This window comes from Streptomyces sp. NPDC093064 (genome assembly GCF_044754605.1).
Lineage (GTDB): Bacteria > Actinomycetota > Actinomycetes > Streptomycetales > Streptomycetaceae > Streptomyces.
The window spans coordinates 93,088-109,009 of record NZ_JBIVPK010000024.1; the positions used below are offsets into that span (position 1 = coordinate 93,088).

Annotated in this window: 18 protein-coding genes; 3 read left to right on the top strand and 15 right to left on the bottom strand. The window is 67.6% G+C overall.

Annotated features, from left to right (window positions below):
* Positions 1 to 314: 314 nt before the first annotated feature.
* From ACIQFZ_RS26115 to ACIQFZ_RS26125, 3 genes are read right to left on the bottom strand one after another with little or no spacing between them, the layout of a single operon-like run.
* Positions 315 to 1,100 (bottom strand): 3-oxoacyl-ACP reductase, encoded by a 786-nt coding sequence (locus ACIQFZ_RS26115; protein ID WP_365425459.1) that lies wholly within the window; start codon positions 1,098 to 1,100, stop codon positions 315 to 317.
* Between the two features lie 6 nt (positions 1,101 to 1,106).
* On the bottom strand, positions 1,107 to 2,504 hold the full coding sequence (locus ACIQFZ_RS26120) for an aldehyde dehydrogenase family protein (protein ID WP_365425461.1): 1,398 nt from the start codon (positions 2,502 to 2,504) through the stop codon (positions 1,107 to 1,109).
* 38 nt (positions 2,505 to 2,542) lie between these two features.
* Entirely contained in the window at positions 2,543 to 3,907 is a 1,365-nt protein-coding gene (locus ACIQFZ_RS26125; RefSeq protein WP_376652503.1) for a glutamine synthetase family protein, read from the bottom strand.
* A 75-nt stretch (positions 3,908 to 3,982) separates the two neighbouring features.
* On the opposite strand from ACIQFZ_RS26125, the gene ACIQFZ_RS26130 reads away from it, so the two are divergent.
* Positions 3,983 to 4,726: a FadR/GntR family transcriptional regulator gene (locus tag ACIQFZ_RS26130; protein WP_383060836.1), complete on the top strand. Its 744-nt coding sequence runs from the start codon at positions 3,983 to 3,985 to the stop codon at positions 4,724 to 4,726.
* Between the two features lie 136 nt (positions 4,727 to 4,862).
* A complete protein-coding gene (locus tag ACIQFZ_RS26135) occupies positions 4,863 to 5,564 on the top strand; it encodes a gamma-glutamyl-gamma-aminobutyrate hydrolase family protein (RefSeq protein ID WP_365425467.1) in 702 nt (233 codons plus the stop codon).
* A gap of 107 nt (positions 5,565 to 5,671) precedes the next feature.
* On the opposite strand, the gene ACIQFZ_RS26140 is transcribed toward ACIQFZ_RS26135, so the two are convergent.
* From ACIQFZ_RS26140 to ACIQFZ_RS26185, 10 genes are all read right to left on the bottom strand, one after another.
* Positions 5,672 to 6,364, bottom strand: coding sequence for an FCD domain-containing protein (locus tag ACIQFZ_RS26140; RefSeq protein WP_365425469.1), 693 nt, complete (start codon positions 6,362 to 6,364; stop codon positions 5,672 to 5,674).
* 98 nt (positions 6,365 to 6,462) lie between these two features.
* Complete coding sequence (locus ACIQFZ_RS26145; RefSeq protein ID WP_402692278.1) at positions 6,463 to 7,704, bottom strand: amidohydrolase family protein; 1,242 nt, start codon at positions 7,702 to 7,704, stop codon at positions 6,463 to 6,465.
* Positions 7,705 to 8,409, bottom strand: coding sequence for an ABC transporter ATP-binding protein (locus ACIQFZ_RS26150; RefSeq protein WP_365775281.1), 705 nt, complete (start codon positions 8,407 to 8,409; stop codon positions 7,705 to 7,707). It lies immediately after the preceding gene.
* On the bottom strand, positions 8,393 to 9,139 hold the full coding sequence (locus ACIQFZ_RS26155) for an ABC transporter ATP-binding protein (protein WP_365775280.1): 747 nt from the start codon (positions 9,137 to 9,139) through the stop codon (positions 8,393 to 8,395). Before ACIQFZ_RS26155 ends, ACIQFZ_RS26150 begins: the two co-directional genes overlap by 17 nt.
* Complete coding sequence (locus ACIQFZ_RS26160; protein ID WP_365425477.1) at positions 9,136 to 10,257, bottom strand: branched-chain amino acid ABC transporter permease; 1,122 nt, start codon at positions 10,255 to 10,257, stop codon at positions 9,136 to 9,138. The genes ACIQFZ_RS26155 and ACIQFZ_RS26160 overlap by 4 nt, the downstream gene beginning before the upstream one ends.
* 9 nt (positions 10,258 to 10,266) lie before the next feature.
* Complete coding sequence (locus ACIQFZ_RS26165; protein ID WP_365425479.1) at positions 10,267 to 11,151, bottom strand: branched-chain amino acid ABC transporter permease; 885 nt, start codon at positions 11,149 to 11,151, stop codon at positions 10,267 to 10,269.
* Between the two features lie 57 nt (positions 11,152 to 11,208).
* Positions 11,209 to 12,396 carry an ABC transporter substrate-binding protein gene (locus tag ACIQFZ_RS26170; protein ID WP_376652505.1) on the bottom strand — a complete coding sequence of 396 codons (1,188 nt, stop codon included), beginning with the start codon at positions 12,394 to 12,396 and terminating at the stop codon, positions 11,209 to 11,211.
* On the bottom strand, positions 12,393 to 13,436 hold the full coding sequence (locus tag ACIQFZ_RS26175) for a sugar phosphate isomerase/epimerase family protein (protein ID WP_383060843.1): 1,044 nt from the start codon (positions 13,434 to 13,436) through the stop codon (positions 12,393 to 12,395). The genes ACIQFZ_RS26170 and ACIQFZ_RS26175 overlap by 4 nt, the downstream gene beginning before the upstream one ends.
* Positions 13,436 to 14,518: a sugar phosphate isomerase/epimerase family protein gene (locus ACIQFZ_RS26180; RefSeq protein ID WP_383133388.1), complete on the bottom strand. Its 1,083-nt coding sequence runs from the start codon at positions 14,516 to 14,518 to the stop codon at positions 13,436 to 13,438. Before ACIQFZ_RS26180 ends, ACIQFZ_RS26175 begins: the two co-directional genes overlap by 1 nt.
* Before the next feature lie 36 nt (positions 14,519 to 14,554).
* Positions 14,555 to 15,106, bottom strand: a complete 552-nt coding sequence (locus ACIQFZ_RS26185; protein WP_402692279.1) for a 2-oxo-4-hydroxy-4-carboxy-5-ureidoimidazoline decarboxylase — start codon at positions 15,104 to 15,106, stop codon at positions 14,555 to 14,557.
* Positions 15,107 to 15,213: 107 nt separating this feature from the next.
* Between ACIQFZ_RS26185 and ACIQFZ_RS26190 the strand changes: the two genes are divergently transcribed.
* Positions 15,214 to 15,468 carry a hypothetical protein gene (locus tag ACIQFZ_RS26190; RefSeq protein ID WP_383060846.1) on the top strand — a complete coding sequence of 85 codons (255 nt, stop codon included), beginning with the start codon at positions 15,214 to 15,216 and terminating at the stop codon, positions 15,466 to 15,468.
* On the opposite strand, the gene ACIQFZ_RS26195 is transcribed toward ACIQFZ_RS26190, so the two are convergent.
* Both ACIQFZ_RS26195 and ACIQFZ_RS26200 read right to left on the bottom strand, forming a co-directional pair.
* Positions 15,422 to 15,631, bottom strand: a complete 210-nt coding sequence (locus ACIQFZ_RS26195; protein ID WP_383060862.1) for a hypothetical protein — start codon at positions 15,629 to 15,631, stop codon at positions 15,422 to 15,424. The genes ACIQFZ_RS26190 and ACIQFZ_RS26195 overlap by 47 nt on opposite strands.
* Positions 15,543 to 15,833, bottom strand: coding sequence for a EutN/CcmL family microcompartment protein (locus tag ACIQFZ_RS26200; protein WP_365425491.1), 291 nt, complete (start codon positions 15,831 to 15,833; stop codon positions 15,543 to 15,545). The genes ACIQFZ_RS26195 and ACIQFZ_RS26200 overlap by 89 nt, the downstream gene beginning before the upstream one ends.
* Positions 15,834 to 15,922 lie beyond the last annotated feature (89 nt).

Sequence of the window (15,922 nt, forward strand, 5' to 3'; positions counted from 1 at the left end):
TTTTTCTGGGGGGGGGGGGGGCCCCCCGCCGCCCCCCCCCCCCCGCCCCCCCCCCCCGCCCCCCCGGCGGGGGGGGGGGGGGGGGGCCGCGCGGGGGGGGGGGGGGGCCCCCCCCCCCCACGACACCCGCCGATCTCGCGCCCTGACAACCCCACACTCGACGACGTGATCAACTTCTTCACCCGGGACGAGCGGACCCCATGAGCCGCCGGCCGGGGTCACCCCGGTGACGGCACCCCTGCTCTGGTGACTCATGACCGACGGCCGGGGCGCCTGGCGACGCCCGGCTGTCGGAGTGGTGGCGAGAAGGGGGACTACAGCGGCGTGACGTACGCGCCCGAGATCCCGCCGTCGACGAGGAAGTCGGTGGCGTTGACGAAGGACGAGTCGTCGCTCGCGAGGAACGCGACCGCGGCCGCAATCTCGTCGGCCTCCGCGAACCGCCCGACCGGGATGTGCACAAGGCGTCGCGCCGCCCGCTCCGGGTCCTTCGCGAACAGCTCCTGGAGGAGCGGGGTGTTGACGGGCCCAGGGCAGAGCGCGTTCACCCGGATACCCTCGCGGGCGAACTGCACCCCCAGCTCGCGCGACATGGCGAGCACGCCGCCCTTGGACGCGGTGTAGGAGATCTGTGAGGTGGCGGCGCCCATGATGGCCACGAACGACGCGGTGTTGATGATGGAACCGCGGCCCTGACGCTGCATATAGGGGATGGCGGCCTTGCAGCACAGGTACACCGAGGTCAGGTTGACCTCTTGGACCCGCCTCCAGGCGTCCAGGCCGGTCTCCAGGATCGAGTCGTCGTCCGGCGGCGAGATGCCCGCGTTGTTGAAGGCGATGTCGACGGAGCCGTAGGTGTCGAACGCGGCCTTGAACAGCGCCTCGACCTGCTCGGCGTCGGTCACGTCCACCTTCACGAAGGTGCCCCCGACCTCCTCGGCGGCGGCCTTGCCCGCGGTGTCGGCGATGTCGCCGCAGACGACGTTCGCGCCCTCGGAGGCGAGCCGGCGCGCGGTGGCGAGGCCGATGCCGCTGCCTGCGCCGGTGATGACGGCGGTACGGCCGACGAGGCGGCGGCAGACGTTGCTGGTGTCGGTCATGAGTGCTCAGCCCTCCGTGCTGTTCGTGCTGGTGGAAACGTTGCTGATGAAGACGTTCTTGGTCTCGGTGAAAGCGGCGAGCGCGTCCGGACCCAGTTCGCGGCCGAGCCCCGACTGCTTGTAGCCGCCGAACGGGGTCCAGTAGCGAACGCTGGAGTGGGAGTTGACGGAGAGGTTCCCGGCCGCGACGGCGCCGGACACGCGCAGCGCACGGCCCACGTCCCGTGTCCAGATCGACCCGGACAGGCCGTACTCGGTCGCGTTGGCGAGCCGTACCGCGTCGGCCTCGTCCTCGAAGGGCAGGACGACGGCGACCGGGCCGAAGACCTCGTCGGCGGCGATGCGCGCGGCCGGGTCGACGTCGGTGACGACGGTCGGCGGGAACCAGAAGCCGGGCCCTTCCGGCGCGCTGCCGCGGATCGCCTTCAGGTCGTCGGTGACATACGACCGTACGCGCTCCAGCTGAACCTTCGAGATCAGCGGGCCCATCTGGGTGCGCTCGTCGTTCGGGTCGCCGACGACGACGGAATCGATGCCGGGCGTGAGCAGGTCCAGGAAGCGGTCGTAGACGGAGCGCTGGACGAGGATGCGGGTGCGGGCGCAGCAGTCCTGCCCCGCGTTGTCGAGGAACGACATGGGCGCGGCAGCGGCGGCGGCCTCGATGTCGGCGTCGGCGAAGACGATGTTGGGGCTCTTGCCGCCGAGTTCGAGGGTCACGCGCTTCACGCGAGCGGCGCACTTGGCCATGATCGCTTTGCCCACCCGGGTGGATCCGGTGAACACGATCTTGGCCACGCCGGGGTGCTCGACGAGTGCGTTGCCCGCCACGTCGCCCGCGCCGGGCAGCACCTGGAAGAGGTGTTCCGGAAAGCCTGACTCCAGGGCGAGTTCGGCGAGCCGAAGGGCGGTCAGCGGGGTCGTCTCCGCGGGCTTGAGGAGGACGGCGTTGCCGGCCGCGAGCGCGGGTGCGGTCCCCCACGCGGCGATCGGCATCGGGAAGTTCCACGGCGCGATGACACCGACGACCCCGAGGGGTTCGAGGATCGTGATGTCGAGTCCGCCGGGGACGGGGATCTGCCGGCCGGACAGGCGTTCCACTCCCCCGGCGGCGAAGTCGAGCAGGTCGCGGGCGTTGCCCGCCTCCCAGCGCGCGTTGCCGATGACGTGCCCGGCCTCTCGCACCTCCAACTGCGCGAGTTCTTCGAGGTGTTCGTCGACGGTGGTGGCGAAGCGGCGCAGCAGCCTGGCCCGGTCGGCGGGCGCGAGGGCGGCCCAGCGGGTCTGGGCCGCAGCCGCGCGGGCGACGGCCGCGTCGACGTCCTCGGGAGTGGCGGCGGGGACGGTCGCGATGACTTCTTCCGTCGCCGGGTTCAGTACCTGGTGCTCGTGCACGTACGTGTCCATTTCCTCGTGGTACTCGTGCTCGTACGACAAGAAGGGCCTCACATGCGTTCGAAGGAGCGGCGGAGTTCCCAGTCGGTGACCGCGGCGTCGAAGGCGTCGAGTTCGACGCGGGCCATGTTGCGGTAGTGCGCGACCACTTCGTCACCGAAGGCGGCCTTGGCGATCGGGCTGTTCTCCCAGAGCTCGGCGGCCTCGCGCAGGGTGGTGGGGACGTGTTCGTAGTGGGCGGTGTAAGCGTTGCCCGGACATTCGTCGGGCAGCTCCAGCCGCTGCTCGATACCGTGGAGACCGGCGGCGATCAGGCCGGCGACCGCGAGATGCGGGTTGACGTCGCCGCCGGGCAGCCGGTTCTCGAAGCGCAGCGAACGGCCATGGCCGACTACGCGCAGCGCGCAGGTGCGGTTGTCGTATCCCCAGGCGACGGCGGTCGGCGCGAAGGAGCCGGGCTGGAAGCGCTTGTAGGAGTTGATGTTGGGGGCGTAGAGGAGGGAGAAGTCCCGCAGTGCGGCCAGTTGCCCGGCGAGGAAGTGCCGCATCACCGGGGACATGCCGCCTGGTCCGTCCCCGGCCATGAGGCTGTTGCCGTCCGCGTCGGCGAGGGAGAGGTGGATGTGGCAGGAGTTTCCCTCGCGCTCGTTGTACTTCGCCATGAAGGTGAGGGCGTAGCCCTCCTGTGCGGCGATCTCCTTGGCCCCGGTCTTGTAGACGGTGTGCTGGTCGCAGGTGACCAGGGCTTCGTCGTAGCGGAACACGATCTCGTGCTGCCCGGGATTGCACTCGCCCTTCGCGGATTCGACGGTCAGGCCCGCCGCGCTCATCTCGTTGCAGATGCGGCGCAGCAGCGGCTCGATGCGGCCGGTGCCGAGGACCGAGTAGTCGACGTTGTACTGATTGACCGGGGTGAGGCCCTGGTAGCCGGCGTCCCAGGCCTGTTCGTACGAGTCCTTGAAGACGATGAACTCGAGCTCCGTGCCGACGTTGGCCGTGTAGCCGAGCTCGGCGAGCCGTTCGAGCTGGCGGCGCAGGATCTGGCGGGGCGCGGCCACGACCGGTGATCGGTCCTCCCAGGCGAGGTCGGCCATCAGCATCGCGGTGGCCTGGTTCCAGGGCACCCGGCGCAGGGTGGCCAGGTCGGGGAGCATGGCGAAGTCGCCGTAGCCGCGGTCCCAGGAGGACATCTCGTAGCCTTCGACGGTGTTCATCTCCGCGTCGACGGCGAGGAGGTAGTTGCAGCACTCCGAACCGTGCCGGAGGACTTCGTCGAGGAAGAAGCGTGCGGCGAACCGCTTGCCCTGGAGCCGCCCTTGCATATCGGGGAAGGCGAGGACAACAGTATCAATCTCGCCGCTCGCGACGAGGGCACGAAGCTCCTCGACGCTGAGCGGGGGTGTGCGGTCTGCCACGGGAAAGCCTCCTTCGGTCAGCCGAGGCCTATAAGGTATTGCCGAGAACCATTGCTTGGGAAGGGGTGCGGCCAGATGTCGCAGACGGACGCGGGCGAGAGTGCCTTCACGGACGACCCGCTGACTTCGGTGCTGCGGCCGGTGCGGGCGGGGAACGGTTTCGAGGAGGCTCTTGAACAGGTACTCCAGGTCGTACGGCTGGGCCTGGTGCCCGGCGGCGAGCGACTGCCGTCGGAGCGGGAGCTGGCGGACCGGCTCGGCATCAGCCGGGTGACGCTGCGCGAGGTGCTGAAGGTCCTCCAGGACCAGGGTCTGGTGGAGTCGCGGCGCGGCCGCTACGGCGGAACGTTCGTCCTGCCGAAGGCGGCCGCTCCCGGCGAGGACGAGCTGCGCCGCCGTATCGAGGAGGTGGACGTCGAGGACGTCCTGCGGTTCCGGGAGGTGCTGGAAGTGGGCGCGGCCGGGCTGTGCGCGGCACACGGGCTCACCGACGAGCAGGCGGAGCGGCTGCGGGACGCGCTCGCCCGCACGCACGACGCGCCGCTCACCGAGTACCGCCGGCTCGACACGCTGCTGCACCTCACACTCGCTGAGCTGTCCGGATCGCCGACGCTGACCGCGCAGTACGCGGCTGTGCGCGCGACGGTGAACGACCTGCTGGACTGCATCCCGCTGCTGGTGCGGAACCTGGAGCACTCACAACGCCAGCACATCGCCCTGGTCGAGGCCGTGCTGGACGGGGACGTCGACGGCGCGCGGGAGATGATGCGCGAGCACTGCGCGGGCACGGCCGCGTTGCTGCGCGGCTTCCTGACGTGAGCGGGCGATTCGCGGCGACGTCACCGCACGGGTCTTGATTTCTCGCCACCGTCGGCACAAAGGTATGAATCCGTTCCATGGGGCGCCTTGTGGCGCTCGCCGCGGCGGAAGCCGCGTTGGAACGCGACTGAGGACCATGAAGGAGCACACAGTGGGCAAGCCGCTCATCGGCGTCAGCACCTATCTGGAATCCCGGGCGTCCTGGGGGGTCTGGGAGCTGCCCGCGGCGCTGCTGCCCGCCGTCTACCCGCGGCTGGTGCAGGCCGCGGGCGGGCTCGCGGCCATGCTGCCGCCGGACGATCCGTCCCACGCGGCGTCGGTGGTCGCCCGTCTCGACGGGCTGGTCGTCGCGGGCGGCCCGGACGTCGAACCGGAGCGCTACGGCGCCGAGCGCGAACCGCGCACCGGGCCGCCCTCGCGGGAGCGTGACACGTGGGAACTCGCCCTGATCCGGGCGGCGTTGGACTCCAGCACACCGCTGCTCGGCATCTGCCGCGGCATGCAGCTGCTGAACGTCGCGCTCGGCGGCACCCTCGTCCAGCACATCGACGGCCACACCGAGGACGTCGGCGTCTTCGGCTCGCACCCGGTGACCCCGGTGGCGGGCACGCGGTACGCGGCCGTGGTCCCGGAGGAGACGTACGTCCCGACGTACCACCACCAGGCGGTGGCCCGCCTGGGCGAGGGTCTGCGCACCTCGGCCCATGCGACGGACGGCACGGTGGAGGCGGTGGAACTGCCCGGCGACCGTTTCGTGCTGGGCGTGCAGTGGCACCCGGAGATGGGCGAGGACGTACGGGTGATGGCCGCGCTGGTGCGCGCGGCGTCGGGGGGCTGAGTCCGGGCGCCGGGCTCCTGCGCGTCAGCGCGAGCAGGGCGCGCGCCGGGCCCGTGGGCCGATGTCCCGTCGGCCACACGGCCCGCAGCGCGTGCCGCAGGCCGAGGTCAGCTGTCCTGTTTCTGGCGCCCGTGCTCGCTCGCGGTCTCGACCTCCCAAATGCTGGCATCGACGAGGCCGAACGCGGTGTCAACGGCCTTGTCGACCTCTCGATCGCGGATCGCTTTGAACAGTTCCTCGTGAAGCACCTCGCCGTCCGCGGCTTCCTCCGTCTCGAGGCATGAGCCTCGACGCATGGCTTCGGCCAACGAGCCGACCAGGCTGCCGTAGAGGTCCGAAAGGACCGGGTTGTGTGTTGCCACGGCCACCTTCAGATGAAAGGCGACATCAGCGGCGACGAATGCCTCGACATCGCGCGTGGCGAAGGCTGCTACACGCGCCTCGAGGTCGGCCGTCATGCCGCGCAGATCGCGCTCGGTACGGTTGAGCGCCGCGAGCCGAGCGGCAGCGACATCGAGCGCGTACCGCACCTGCAGAACGTGCTCCTGCCTGGCCTTCTCCAACCGCCGGCGCAGCGCCACGTCGGTCACGTCGGTGGCAACGACGAAGGTCCCGTCTCCTTGGCGGGTAGCCAGGAGGCCGGCATGCACCAGTGACTGCACACCCGCACGAACGGACACACGGCTCACGCCCAGCAGGTTGACCAGCTCCGACTCCGGCGGGATCCGGTCGCCGACCTTCCAGCGACCCGACTTGATCTCCGCATGGAGTTCGTTGACCACAATGTCGACGAGTGACATCCGCGAAGCCCTCTGCATGGTCAACCTCTCCTCTGTGTGCGACGTCCGATGAATTCACGTGTGCGCCAGGCTAACCAACTGCTGCTTGCCCGTTGGCCTCAACTGCGGACCATCCTGGCGGTGGTCTCCCGGTGGGCGACTACCCGGCCTCTCTTGAGGGTGGTGCGCTTACCGGGGGCGCCTCGCATGACGTCGCTGAGGTTGTCTGCACTGAACATCACGAGATCCGCGTCATGGCCCGGAGCGATGCCGTAGCCGCCGAGGCCCATGTAGGCCGCCGCTCGGCCGGTCACCATGGCGAAGCCGTCGAGCACTTCCTGGTCGGTGCGCAGACCAGCGGCCAGGCACGTGATCCGGCTCGTCTCCACGGGGTCGAGGTTCCCGAAGCGGAACCACATGTCGTGCAGGTTGTCGGTTCCGGCCGCCACATTCACGCCGGCGGCCAGCAGCTCCTTGGGACGCGAGCTTCCTCTCCCGCGCGGCGTGACGTCTCCCCCGACGAGCTGAAGATTGCCGATCGGGCAGATGCAGATCTGAATGCCCGCTTGCGCGACCTGGTCGATGACACGGTGGGCGAGGTCGTCCGGGTACGCCGCGAGCGCACAGCAGTGCACGGCGTTCACTCGGCCTTGCCGGCCATGGGCGAGTGTTCGCTCCGCGATCAGCTCCAGCGCGCGCCTGCTGGGGTCCTCGTCCATGTCGGCGTGCAGGTCGAGGTCGACGTCGAACTCCGCCGCCAGCTCGAACAACTGGTCAAGATGGGCACGGTGGAGGGTCGGGTCGCCCTCGTTGTCGGGACCGCCTCCCAGGACGTCCGCCCCCATGGTGAGCGCCTCTCGCAGCAGGTCAAGAGCACCAGGATCGCGGACGACTCCCTCTTGGGGGAAGGCGACGATCTGGAGGTCGACCACGTCGTGGAGCTCCTCCTTGACCTTGAGGATGCCCTGGAGGCCCGCCAGTCCGATGGCGGAGTCGACGTCCACCTGTGCTCGGATCGCTCCGACCCCGTTCGTGACGGCCGCCTCTATGCCCCGTCTGGCCCGATCGGTGACGTCGTCGACCGTGAAGGCTGCCTTTATGCGTGCGCCGACGGCGAGGGAGTCGACCGGGAAATCCTGCCCCATGGGCCCCACCCGAGGGAACGTCAGGGCCTTGTCCGGATGGAAGTGCGCGTCGACGAAGGACGGCGTCACCAAACCGCCCTGTGCGTCGAGTTCATCAGTGGCGCCGCCCCCCTCCCCTGCCGGCGTGACGCGACGGATGCGGCCTGCCTCGATTTCGATGTCGTGCTGACCCGGCTCGTTGACGAAACGGGCGTTCCTCACCACTACCGCGTTCATTCAGCCTCCCAGGTAAAGCGAGATCAGGTCGGTCCGGCTCAGGATCGCGTCCCGGCTGCCCTGGTCGGCGATCTTGCCGAGCCTGAGCACGTAGGTGAAGTCGGCGAGTTCGATGGCTCGCGTCGCGTTCTGTTCCACGAGCAGCACGGTCACGCCACGGTCACGAAGCCCGTCGATGACATCGAAGACCAGGTCGACCACTTGGGGAGCGAGACCGAGCGACGGCTCGTCGAGGAGCAGCACGCGGGGGTTGGACAGCAGGGCCCGCGCGATGGCGAGTTGCTGCTGTTCGCCTCCGGAGAGCTTCCCCGCCGAGGACTTGAGGTATTTCCGGAGCACCGGGAACTGCTCGAGTACCTCCTCGGTGGCTTCCTTGGCGCTGCGACGGTCGCCGCGGCCCAATGTGCCCAGATGGAGGTTCTCCTCGACCGTAAGGCTCGCGAAGATCTCGCGACCCTCGGGAACCAGCGCGATCCCTCTGCGTACGACGGTCTCGGGCGACAGCCGCAGCAGCTGTTCCCCGTCGAGTTCAACGCTGCCGCTCTCCGCCTTCACCAGACCGGAAATCGCTGCCAGCGTCGATGACTTGCCAGCGCCGTTGACTCCGACGAGGGCGATGACCTTGCCCTCGGGAACCTCGAGCGACACGCGGTCGACAGCGGTGACCGCGCCGTATCGGACCGTCAGGTCATTCACCCTGAGCATGTGGCACCTCCACGGGGCGTCCGAAGTACGCACGCTGTACCTCGGGGTTGAGCTTGATCTCTTCGGGGGTGCCCACAGCAAGGGTCTTGCCGAAGTCGAGCACGTGGATTCGCTGGCTGACGGACATGACGACATGCATGTCGTGCTCGATCAGAAGAAGCCCCACTCCGAATTCCGCAGGCATCATCCTGAGGATCTCGACGAGGTCCGCGCTCTCGCTGTCATTGAGGCCGGCGGCCGGCTCGTCGAGGAGGACGAACCGCGGTCGTGTCGCAAGGGCCCGGGCGATGCCGAGCCGCCTCGCCGCGCCGTAGGGCAGGGCGCGGGCCTCCGTGCGCGCCCAGTTCGTCAGATGAGCGGACTCGAGGAGAGATGTGGCCAGGCGCAGTCCCTCGGCCGTCCTCCGTCCGGTGCCGAGAGCCCCGAGCAGGATGTTGTCCAGAACGGACAGTTCAGGAAAGAGCCGCACGTTCTGGAAGGTCCTGACCAGGCCTTCCTTGGCGCGGCGTGCGGGCCGGCGGCGTGTGAGGTCGGTGCTGTTGAGCCAGACCCGCCCAGTGGTGGGATTCTGGTAGCCGGAGAGCACGTTGACCAACGTGGTCTTCCCGGCCCCGTTGGGCCCGATCAGGCCCAGGATTTCGCCCTGGGCGAGCTCGAGGTCGACGTCCTGGAGCGCCTTGACTCCGGCGAAGTGCACGCTGACCGCTTCCGTGCGAACCGTGGCGTTCATGCCTTTGCCTCCGCGTCGCTGTTGCTCCTGGTCTCGTCGACATGCCGGCTCGCTGCCTCGTCGCGGCGCCGGACAAGGCCTCGGACCGGACGCCAGAGGGAACTCGTACCCATGTGCAGGATCTCCCGTCCTTCGGTCAGGCCTCGCGGTCTCAGCAGGAGCACCAGGAGAAGAACCACGGCGGTGCCGAGCTGCTGCAGCCCCTCGAACCGCGGGATCGTCACCCCTCCGACTGCGACGCCGCGTTCGACCATGCGAAGCAACTCGCGGAGCGCGGAGACGAAGATCGCTCCGAGGACGGCGCCCGACAGGGATGTCACGCCACCGACGACGAGCATGGCCAGCATGATCAGCGTGATCGAGAGGTAGAACGCGTCCGGGTTGAACGACCCCAGGTACATGGCCATCAGCGAGCCGGAGATCCCGGTGAGGAAGGCGCTCAGGGTGAAAGCGCCCAGCCTTTCCCAGAGCACATCGATGCCGATCGACCGGGCGGCGACCTCGTCCTCTCTGGAAGCCCTCAACCGCAGGCACAACCGGGTCTGGGCGAATGCCCAGGCCACCAGGATGGAGAACAGAACCCAGGGCAGGACCGTGAGCGAGTTGCTTGTCTGCGGGACGCCGAAGACGCCGCTGACGCCACCGGTGACCTTGCGAGTGTTCGACGCGATGACGTACACGATCGAGAGCAGGGCGAAGGTGGACAGACCTGCCGCGAGGCCGTTGAGTCGCATCAGCACCAGGCCCACGGTGAACGCGACGACCGCTGCCGCGAGTCCACCCAGCAGGACGGCCAGAAACGGTGTCGTCTGGGGGCCCGGCAGGTCCGGAAGCATCGCCTGTTTGGTGGCCGTCGGAACCCTGACGGCCGCCGTCACATACGCCCCGATGGCGAGGAACGCGGCGTGCCCGAACGAGGCAACGCCTGAGTTCCCGATGAAGACGTGCAGACCGACTACGGCGATCAGACTCACCATACCGAGCGCAACTGCTCGATTGAGCGAGTCGTTACCCAGGGCGACCGAGCCGTAGACGGCAATGGTCACGATGGCGCACAGTGCCACCAACGTCGTGAGTGGGACAAGCGGCTGCCGCTTGACAGTGGTCAGATTGCTCATGTGCGCTCCTTAGACTCGCTGCTCCGTCGCGACTGCCCGCAACAGTCCGTTCGGCCGTGCGACCAGCACGAGAAGCAGGGCGCCGAACACGAATGCGTCGCGGTAGGAACGGGGGCCTACCGGCAGGAGGGCCTGGAAGGCGACCGTCAGGCTGGCCAGGAGGTAGGAGCCGAGCACAGCCCCGCTCAAGCGCCCGAGACCACCGATGATGTTCGCGACGAAGGCCGCGAACACGGGTGTCACACCCATGACCGGCGAAGTCAGACCGGTGCGGGTGACCATCATGACCGCGCCGAACGCAGCCAGCAGACCACTGATCGCGAACGCGGTGGCGATGACCCGGTTGGCGGGAACACCCAGGCACCGGGCCATCCGGAAGTTCTCGGCCGACGCACGCATCTGGATCCCCAGCGACGACCGCGTCAGGAACAGGGTCAAAGCCGCGAGGCTGAGGAAGGTGACCATGATCGTGGCGGCGTCGAGCTTGCCGATGGAGACCCCGAAGACGTTGAACGAGGAACCGAGAGAGGGGAGTAGCAGGGTGCCCTGGGGCAGCGCCCCGAACATGACGATGAACAGGTTCTGCAAGAAGAAGCTCACCGCGAACGACGTGATCAGCAACGTGTCGTCCTTGGCACCTCGGACGGGCCGAAACGCCAGCCGCTCCATCAGGACGGCTGCGATCAACGCGGCCACACAGGCCGCGGCCAGCCGGAGAGGCAGAGGCCAGCCGTCGAGCAGCAGCAAGGTGAAGCCGGCGATCATGATGAGTTCGCCGTGCGCAAAATTGATGAGCCTGGCGATGCCGAAGACAACGGCAATACCCAACGAGTACAGGGCGTAGAGGCTGCCGAGACTCAATGTGTCCACAACGTACTGGAGTATCTGGGTCACAACTTCTCCGTCCTTCCGCGTGGGCCGGGGCGGCGCCCGGCCCACGCGAATGCGTTTCTAGTTGCCCGCGGTCTTGGCTGTGGTCACGAACTTCGGACGCCCGTTCACGACCTGCAGGATGCGGTACTCCCGCGTTCGGTCCATGTGGAAGTCCTTGTCGAAGGTGAGGGGAATGCCCACGTCCTCGTGCTTGAAGGAGTTGAGCGCCTCGGCCACCTTGTCGCCGTCGGTGGAACCGGCCTTCTTCATGGCCGCCGCGATGGCCTTCACCGCGATGTAGCCCGTGACACCGAACTGGTTCTGCGGTTGGCTGCCCTGCGCCTTGGCCAGATCCTTGACGAGCTTGTTGACGCCAGGAGCCGGGTCATCGCCCCAGACCGAGGCCCAGTCCACCGTGTAGACACCGGACAGGTTCGGCATGGAGTTCTTGAACCAGAAGTCTCCGTCCATTCCGTTGCTCGAGATCAACGGCGAGTTGATGCCCGCATCGCGGAGCTGCTTGACCATCAAGGCGCCACCAGGAGGAAACGAGCAGTTGGCGATGATGCCCGGCTGCGGCGCGGCCGACTTCATCCGGGTGATCTGGGCGCCGAGTGAGGTGTCCTTGTTGTTGAAGGTGTCGCTCCCCAGGATCTTGCCACCGAGCTCTTTGAACCGTGTCTTGAAGCCGTCGCAGAGCTCCTGGCTGAAGTCCGAGATGGTGTCGACCATGAGGTAGGCGTCCTTGATCCCCTTGTCGTGGGCGAACTGCGCCATCGCCGCACCGTCCGAGGTCGCCGTGGTGCCGACGTTGTAGACGAGCGGACCGAACTTCGCCCACTGGGTGCTGCCGCCCCCGACCGACATCGCGACCTTGCCGGCGCCTTGGATGACCTGCGCGGCTCCTCCGCCGTAGTTGAGGTCCACGGGAACAAGGGATGCGACTGCTCCGTCGTCGAGGATCGCCTGGCCGGCACGCGCACTCTCGTTGATGTCCGACTTGTTGTCCTCGGTGACCAGCTTGAGCTGGCGGCCGTCGACTCCCCCAGCAGCGTTGATCTCCTTGACGGCCAGTTTGGCGCCGTCGAGGGCCGGCTTCTCGTAGGGCGCGAACACACCGCTCATGCCGCCGATGAAGCCGATGGTGATCGGGCCGGTCCCGTCGTGTTGGCTCGAGGCGGTGTCCGTGCTCATGGTGCAGGCCGACAGCGCGAGGCAGAGAGTGACCATCACCCCCGCCGCACGCTTGCGCGTTCCACGAATCATCCTTGTACTCCCTCATAGGTGCCACCGCCGCCATGGGGGCGGCCGGTCTCTCGCCCGTCCGCTGTCGTGCGGTCGGTCCTGCTGCTTTCTGCGAGCACAAGGCGGAGGTGATCCGCGCTGAGCCGAAGGTGTTCCAAGAACTCCTGCTCCCCTCGCGCTTGTGGCTCCTGGGAGAGCTGCAACCACGTCCCGTCCCTGTCCTGACGGGCACTGCGCACCGCCTCGGCCACGAGCGCGAGCACTCCGGCCGGCTGGAGATCGGGATGCGCGTCGACCCAGGTGGGGTCGAAGACTTCGATGTCGAACTGGCCCCTGTGCTGTTCGACCGTGAGGTTCGGCGGTTCTGCCAGCCCGCCGAGTACGTCGATGACCTTGGCCCAGTCGGTGATGCCACCGCCGCATGGCGCCAGGTGCCGTCTCAGACCATTTTTCGTCAGGCTGAGGGTCACGTCCTCGAGCTGTGTCTGACGCACGTAGGGCGCGAGCTGTTCGAGCACATGCAGCGGGTGCTCGCCGCGTACGACGGCGTTGGCCAGGTCGAAGGTCACACCCGCCACGTCCGGGCCTACGGCCTGCACCACCCGGAACACATCGGTGGACGTGAGGTCCTCGTGCGTCTCGAGGTTGAGGTGCGCATGTGCGTTCCGTGCTTTTCGGGCGAGCCCCGTGAGGAGCGTGACCACACCATCCAGCTGAACCGGGAACGCGTGCCCGGGGTCGAAGCGATCGAGCTTCGTGTACGCCGTGATCTCGGTGCTGCCCAGGACCAGACAGGCATCGAGCAGTGACTCGGCCTCGCCCGCCGGGATCACACGGTCCGGTGTCGCAATGGCACCGATACCGACCTCGAGATACAGGCCGAGATCGGCCGCCAAGTCACGTATCGCCACCAGTTCATGACGATCCAGCCGGCGACTCACCATGAGGGGGCTCGCGAACGCGACGCCGTCCAGGCCTTCCTCCGCCGCTCGATGCAAGGTGGCACGAGCTGAGCGGTCCTGGCTGCCCGGGAAGTACTCGCAGGAAAGTCCGACCCTCATCAGCCGTCGCCTCTCCCCGTCACCTTCGCCAGCGTTTCGCGGATGAACGCCGCACTCTCGGTGATGAAGGCGAGCTGGTCTTCCGACTCGCACGGCGCGGCGTACACCTGCTCTCGGGCGGGCGCCAACCCGTTGCGGATCCTGCTCTCGTGAGTGACCGTCATCTGAACGATCGCCGCGAGCTCGTCGGTCGTGAGGTCGGGGTGCGCCGCGCGCCAGGTCGGGTCATAGATGTGCAGCGGCATCTCGAAGCGCAGCTGGGGATTCTCGATGGAGAGGTTGACGTGTGGCGCTTCCCGCCACAGAACGCCGAACACGCCTTCCCAGTCGATGACGCCTTGGCCCACGGGAACGAGTTGATGGCCGATCCCGAAGTCGGTGAAGTACAGGCCGGCGTCCTTGACATGGCTCATCCGCACGTACGGCGCGACGCGCTGGGCGGCCTGCACCGGGTCCTCTGCTCGGACCAGCACGTTTCCGATGTCGAAGGTGATGCCGACGGTGTCAGGTCCCACCTCCTCGACGATGCGCACCAGCTCGAAACTGGTGATCTCCTCGTGGGTCTCGAGGTTGATATGGGAGCCTGTCGCGTTCAGCACCGGGGCCAGGCTCTTGAGCACCTTGACGGTGGCGGTGAGCTGGTCGGGCCACGGGGCGTCGGTGCGGAACCGGTCGAACACGAAGTAGCCGGGCAACCCGAACTTGTAGTTGGCGGTCCCGGTCCAGAGCTCGTGAATGCCGATATCTGCCGCCGCCCGGATCATGCGCTCCATGCCGCGCAGGTAATCCCCGTCCCCGAGGATCCGGATCTCCGGTGTCTCGGGAGTTGCGTACGGGTTGACCTTCCCCACTCCGGCTTCCAGGTAGAGGCCGAGCTCGTCGGCGAGCGCGCGCACCTCGCGCAGCTCGCCTGGATCGAGTGTCTCGCTCATTTCGAACATCGAGCGGAAAAAGACCCCGTCGAGGCCGAGTTCGGCAGCGTGACGCAGCCGGCCGAGCCCACCGGGTTCGGCTCCCTCAGGCAGTTTTCGTCCGTCGACTCCGACCTTGGGGCTCGTGCGAAGGATGGTTGATGCGTTCACGGTTGACATCGGGTCCATTCCTCTCTTCGATCGGGTTCAGTGGGAGGTGCCCGGCTCGGCCAGCTCATGCAGCAGCTTCGGAAGACGGATCGCCATGAGCTTCTTGAGCTCGCTCTTGATCTGCTCCGTCTCGGCTGCCTCGTCGTTTTCCAGGCGTGCCCGGATGGCTTCGACGATGTCCCATCCGGAGAGGCCGGTGGCGCTGATGAGGAACACGTGGCCGAAGCGCTCCTCGTATGCCTCATTGGCCGCCGCCAGGCTTGCGAGCAGTTCCGTTTCGGTTCCCACGCCTGCCGACTCCGAGCGCGACCAGCGAGCCTCAACGTCAGTACCGGCGATCGGGGCGCCGATTCGGGTCAGGCCGGTGTGTGCGGCGACCACTTCCTCCTGGCTGAGTCCGCCGACTGCGCTCGTGGCCCGGCTGAGCAGACCCTCAACGGTGTCGTAGGGCCGCGCGGCTTCGACGTTCTCAGCCCATGCGAGTACCGGTAGGTGGCAGGAGTCGAAGAGTGTCTGAACGAGTTCCTCACTCGGCATCGAGTTCACGATGGCCAAGCCGCTGTCGGTGATGCCGGCCGCGCTGTTCATGACTGGCTCCTTGCTTGACGAGAGGTGTCGGAAGGGGATGGGGGCGAGCACGCCGTCGAGAGCCTCGTCGATGCCCGTGACATGAGGTCCGAGTTCGGCTTACAGGGGTGGAGGAACGAGCCGACGCAGTGCGGCTGCAGCCAGGCCTTGAGATCCGGTTCCTGGAGGAGGGGGTCGAGCGCCGGCGGCCGGTCCGCACCGGTCCCGGAGTATCGACGGCGTTCGTGATGACGAAGCGCCTCTTGAGTTCAGCCCCAGCCATCGACGTCCTACAGAGCATCGACGGCGGCGTCGCGCGTGATCAGAAGGTCGGTCTCAGAGCCGGCTGCCCAGCGGCAGCCAAAGAGGGGCGACTGAGGTGACGTGTGTGAGGTTGACCGCTACAGCGGTCTCGGCCTCGATCGCGGCCGGATTGGTGTAGGCGGTCGGTGTGTGATCAGGGACGAGCACGGAGACGTTGCTCACCGAGTCGTCGCAGGGGTTGATGCGGATCGCACTGCCGACCTGCGTGAAATTCGGCCGCACGGGCGGCACTTCCTGTGGCGACAAGCACCGACTCTCCGGCTCGGGAGCCACCGGCCATGACGGGTTTGCCCAACGGTTTGCGCTTGACGTCAGAGTCGTACACGAGCATGTAATTTGAGCCATGCAGGCCCGACACTTTGAGGGTGGAGATCGCAAAGCCGATCACCTTGGCGATCACCGTGAAAGCCCGGCGATTCATCATGTGACATGATTAGCAGACGTCTAACATCTGTGGGAAGACCTTTGGCGCGAGCGGGTGTATCAACTTGGCCTCGCGCTCTCATGAAGCGG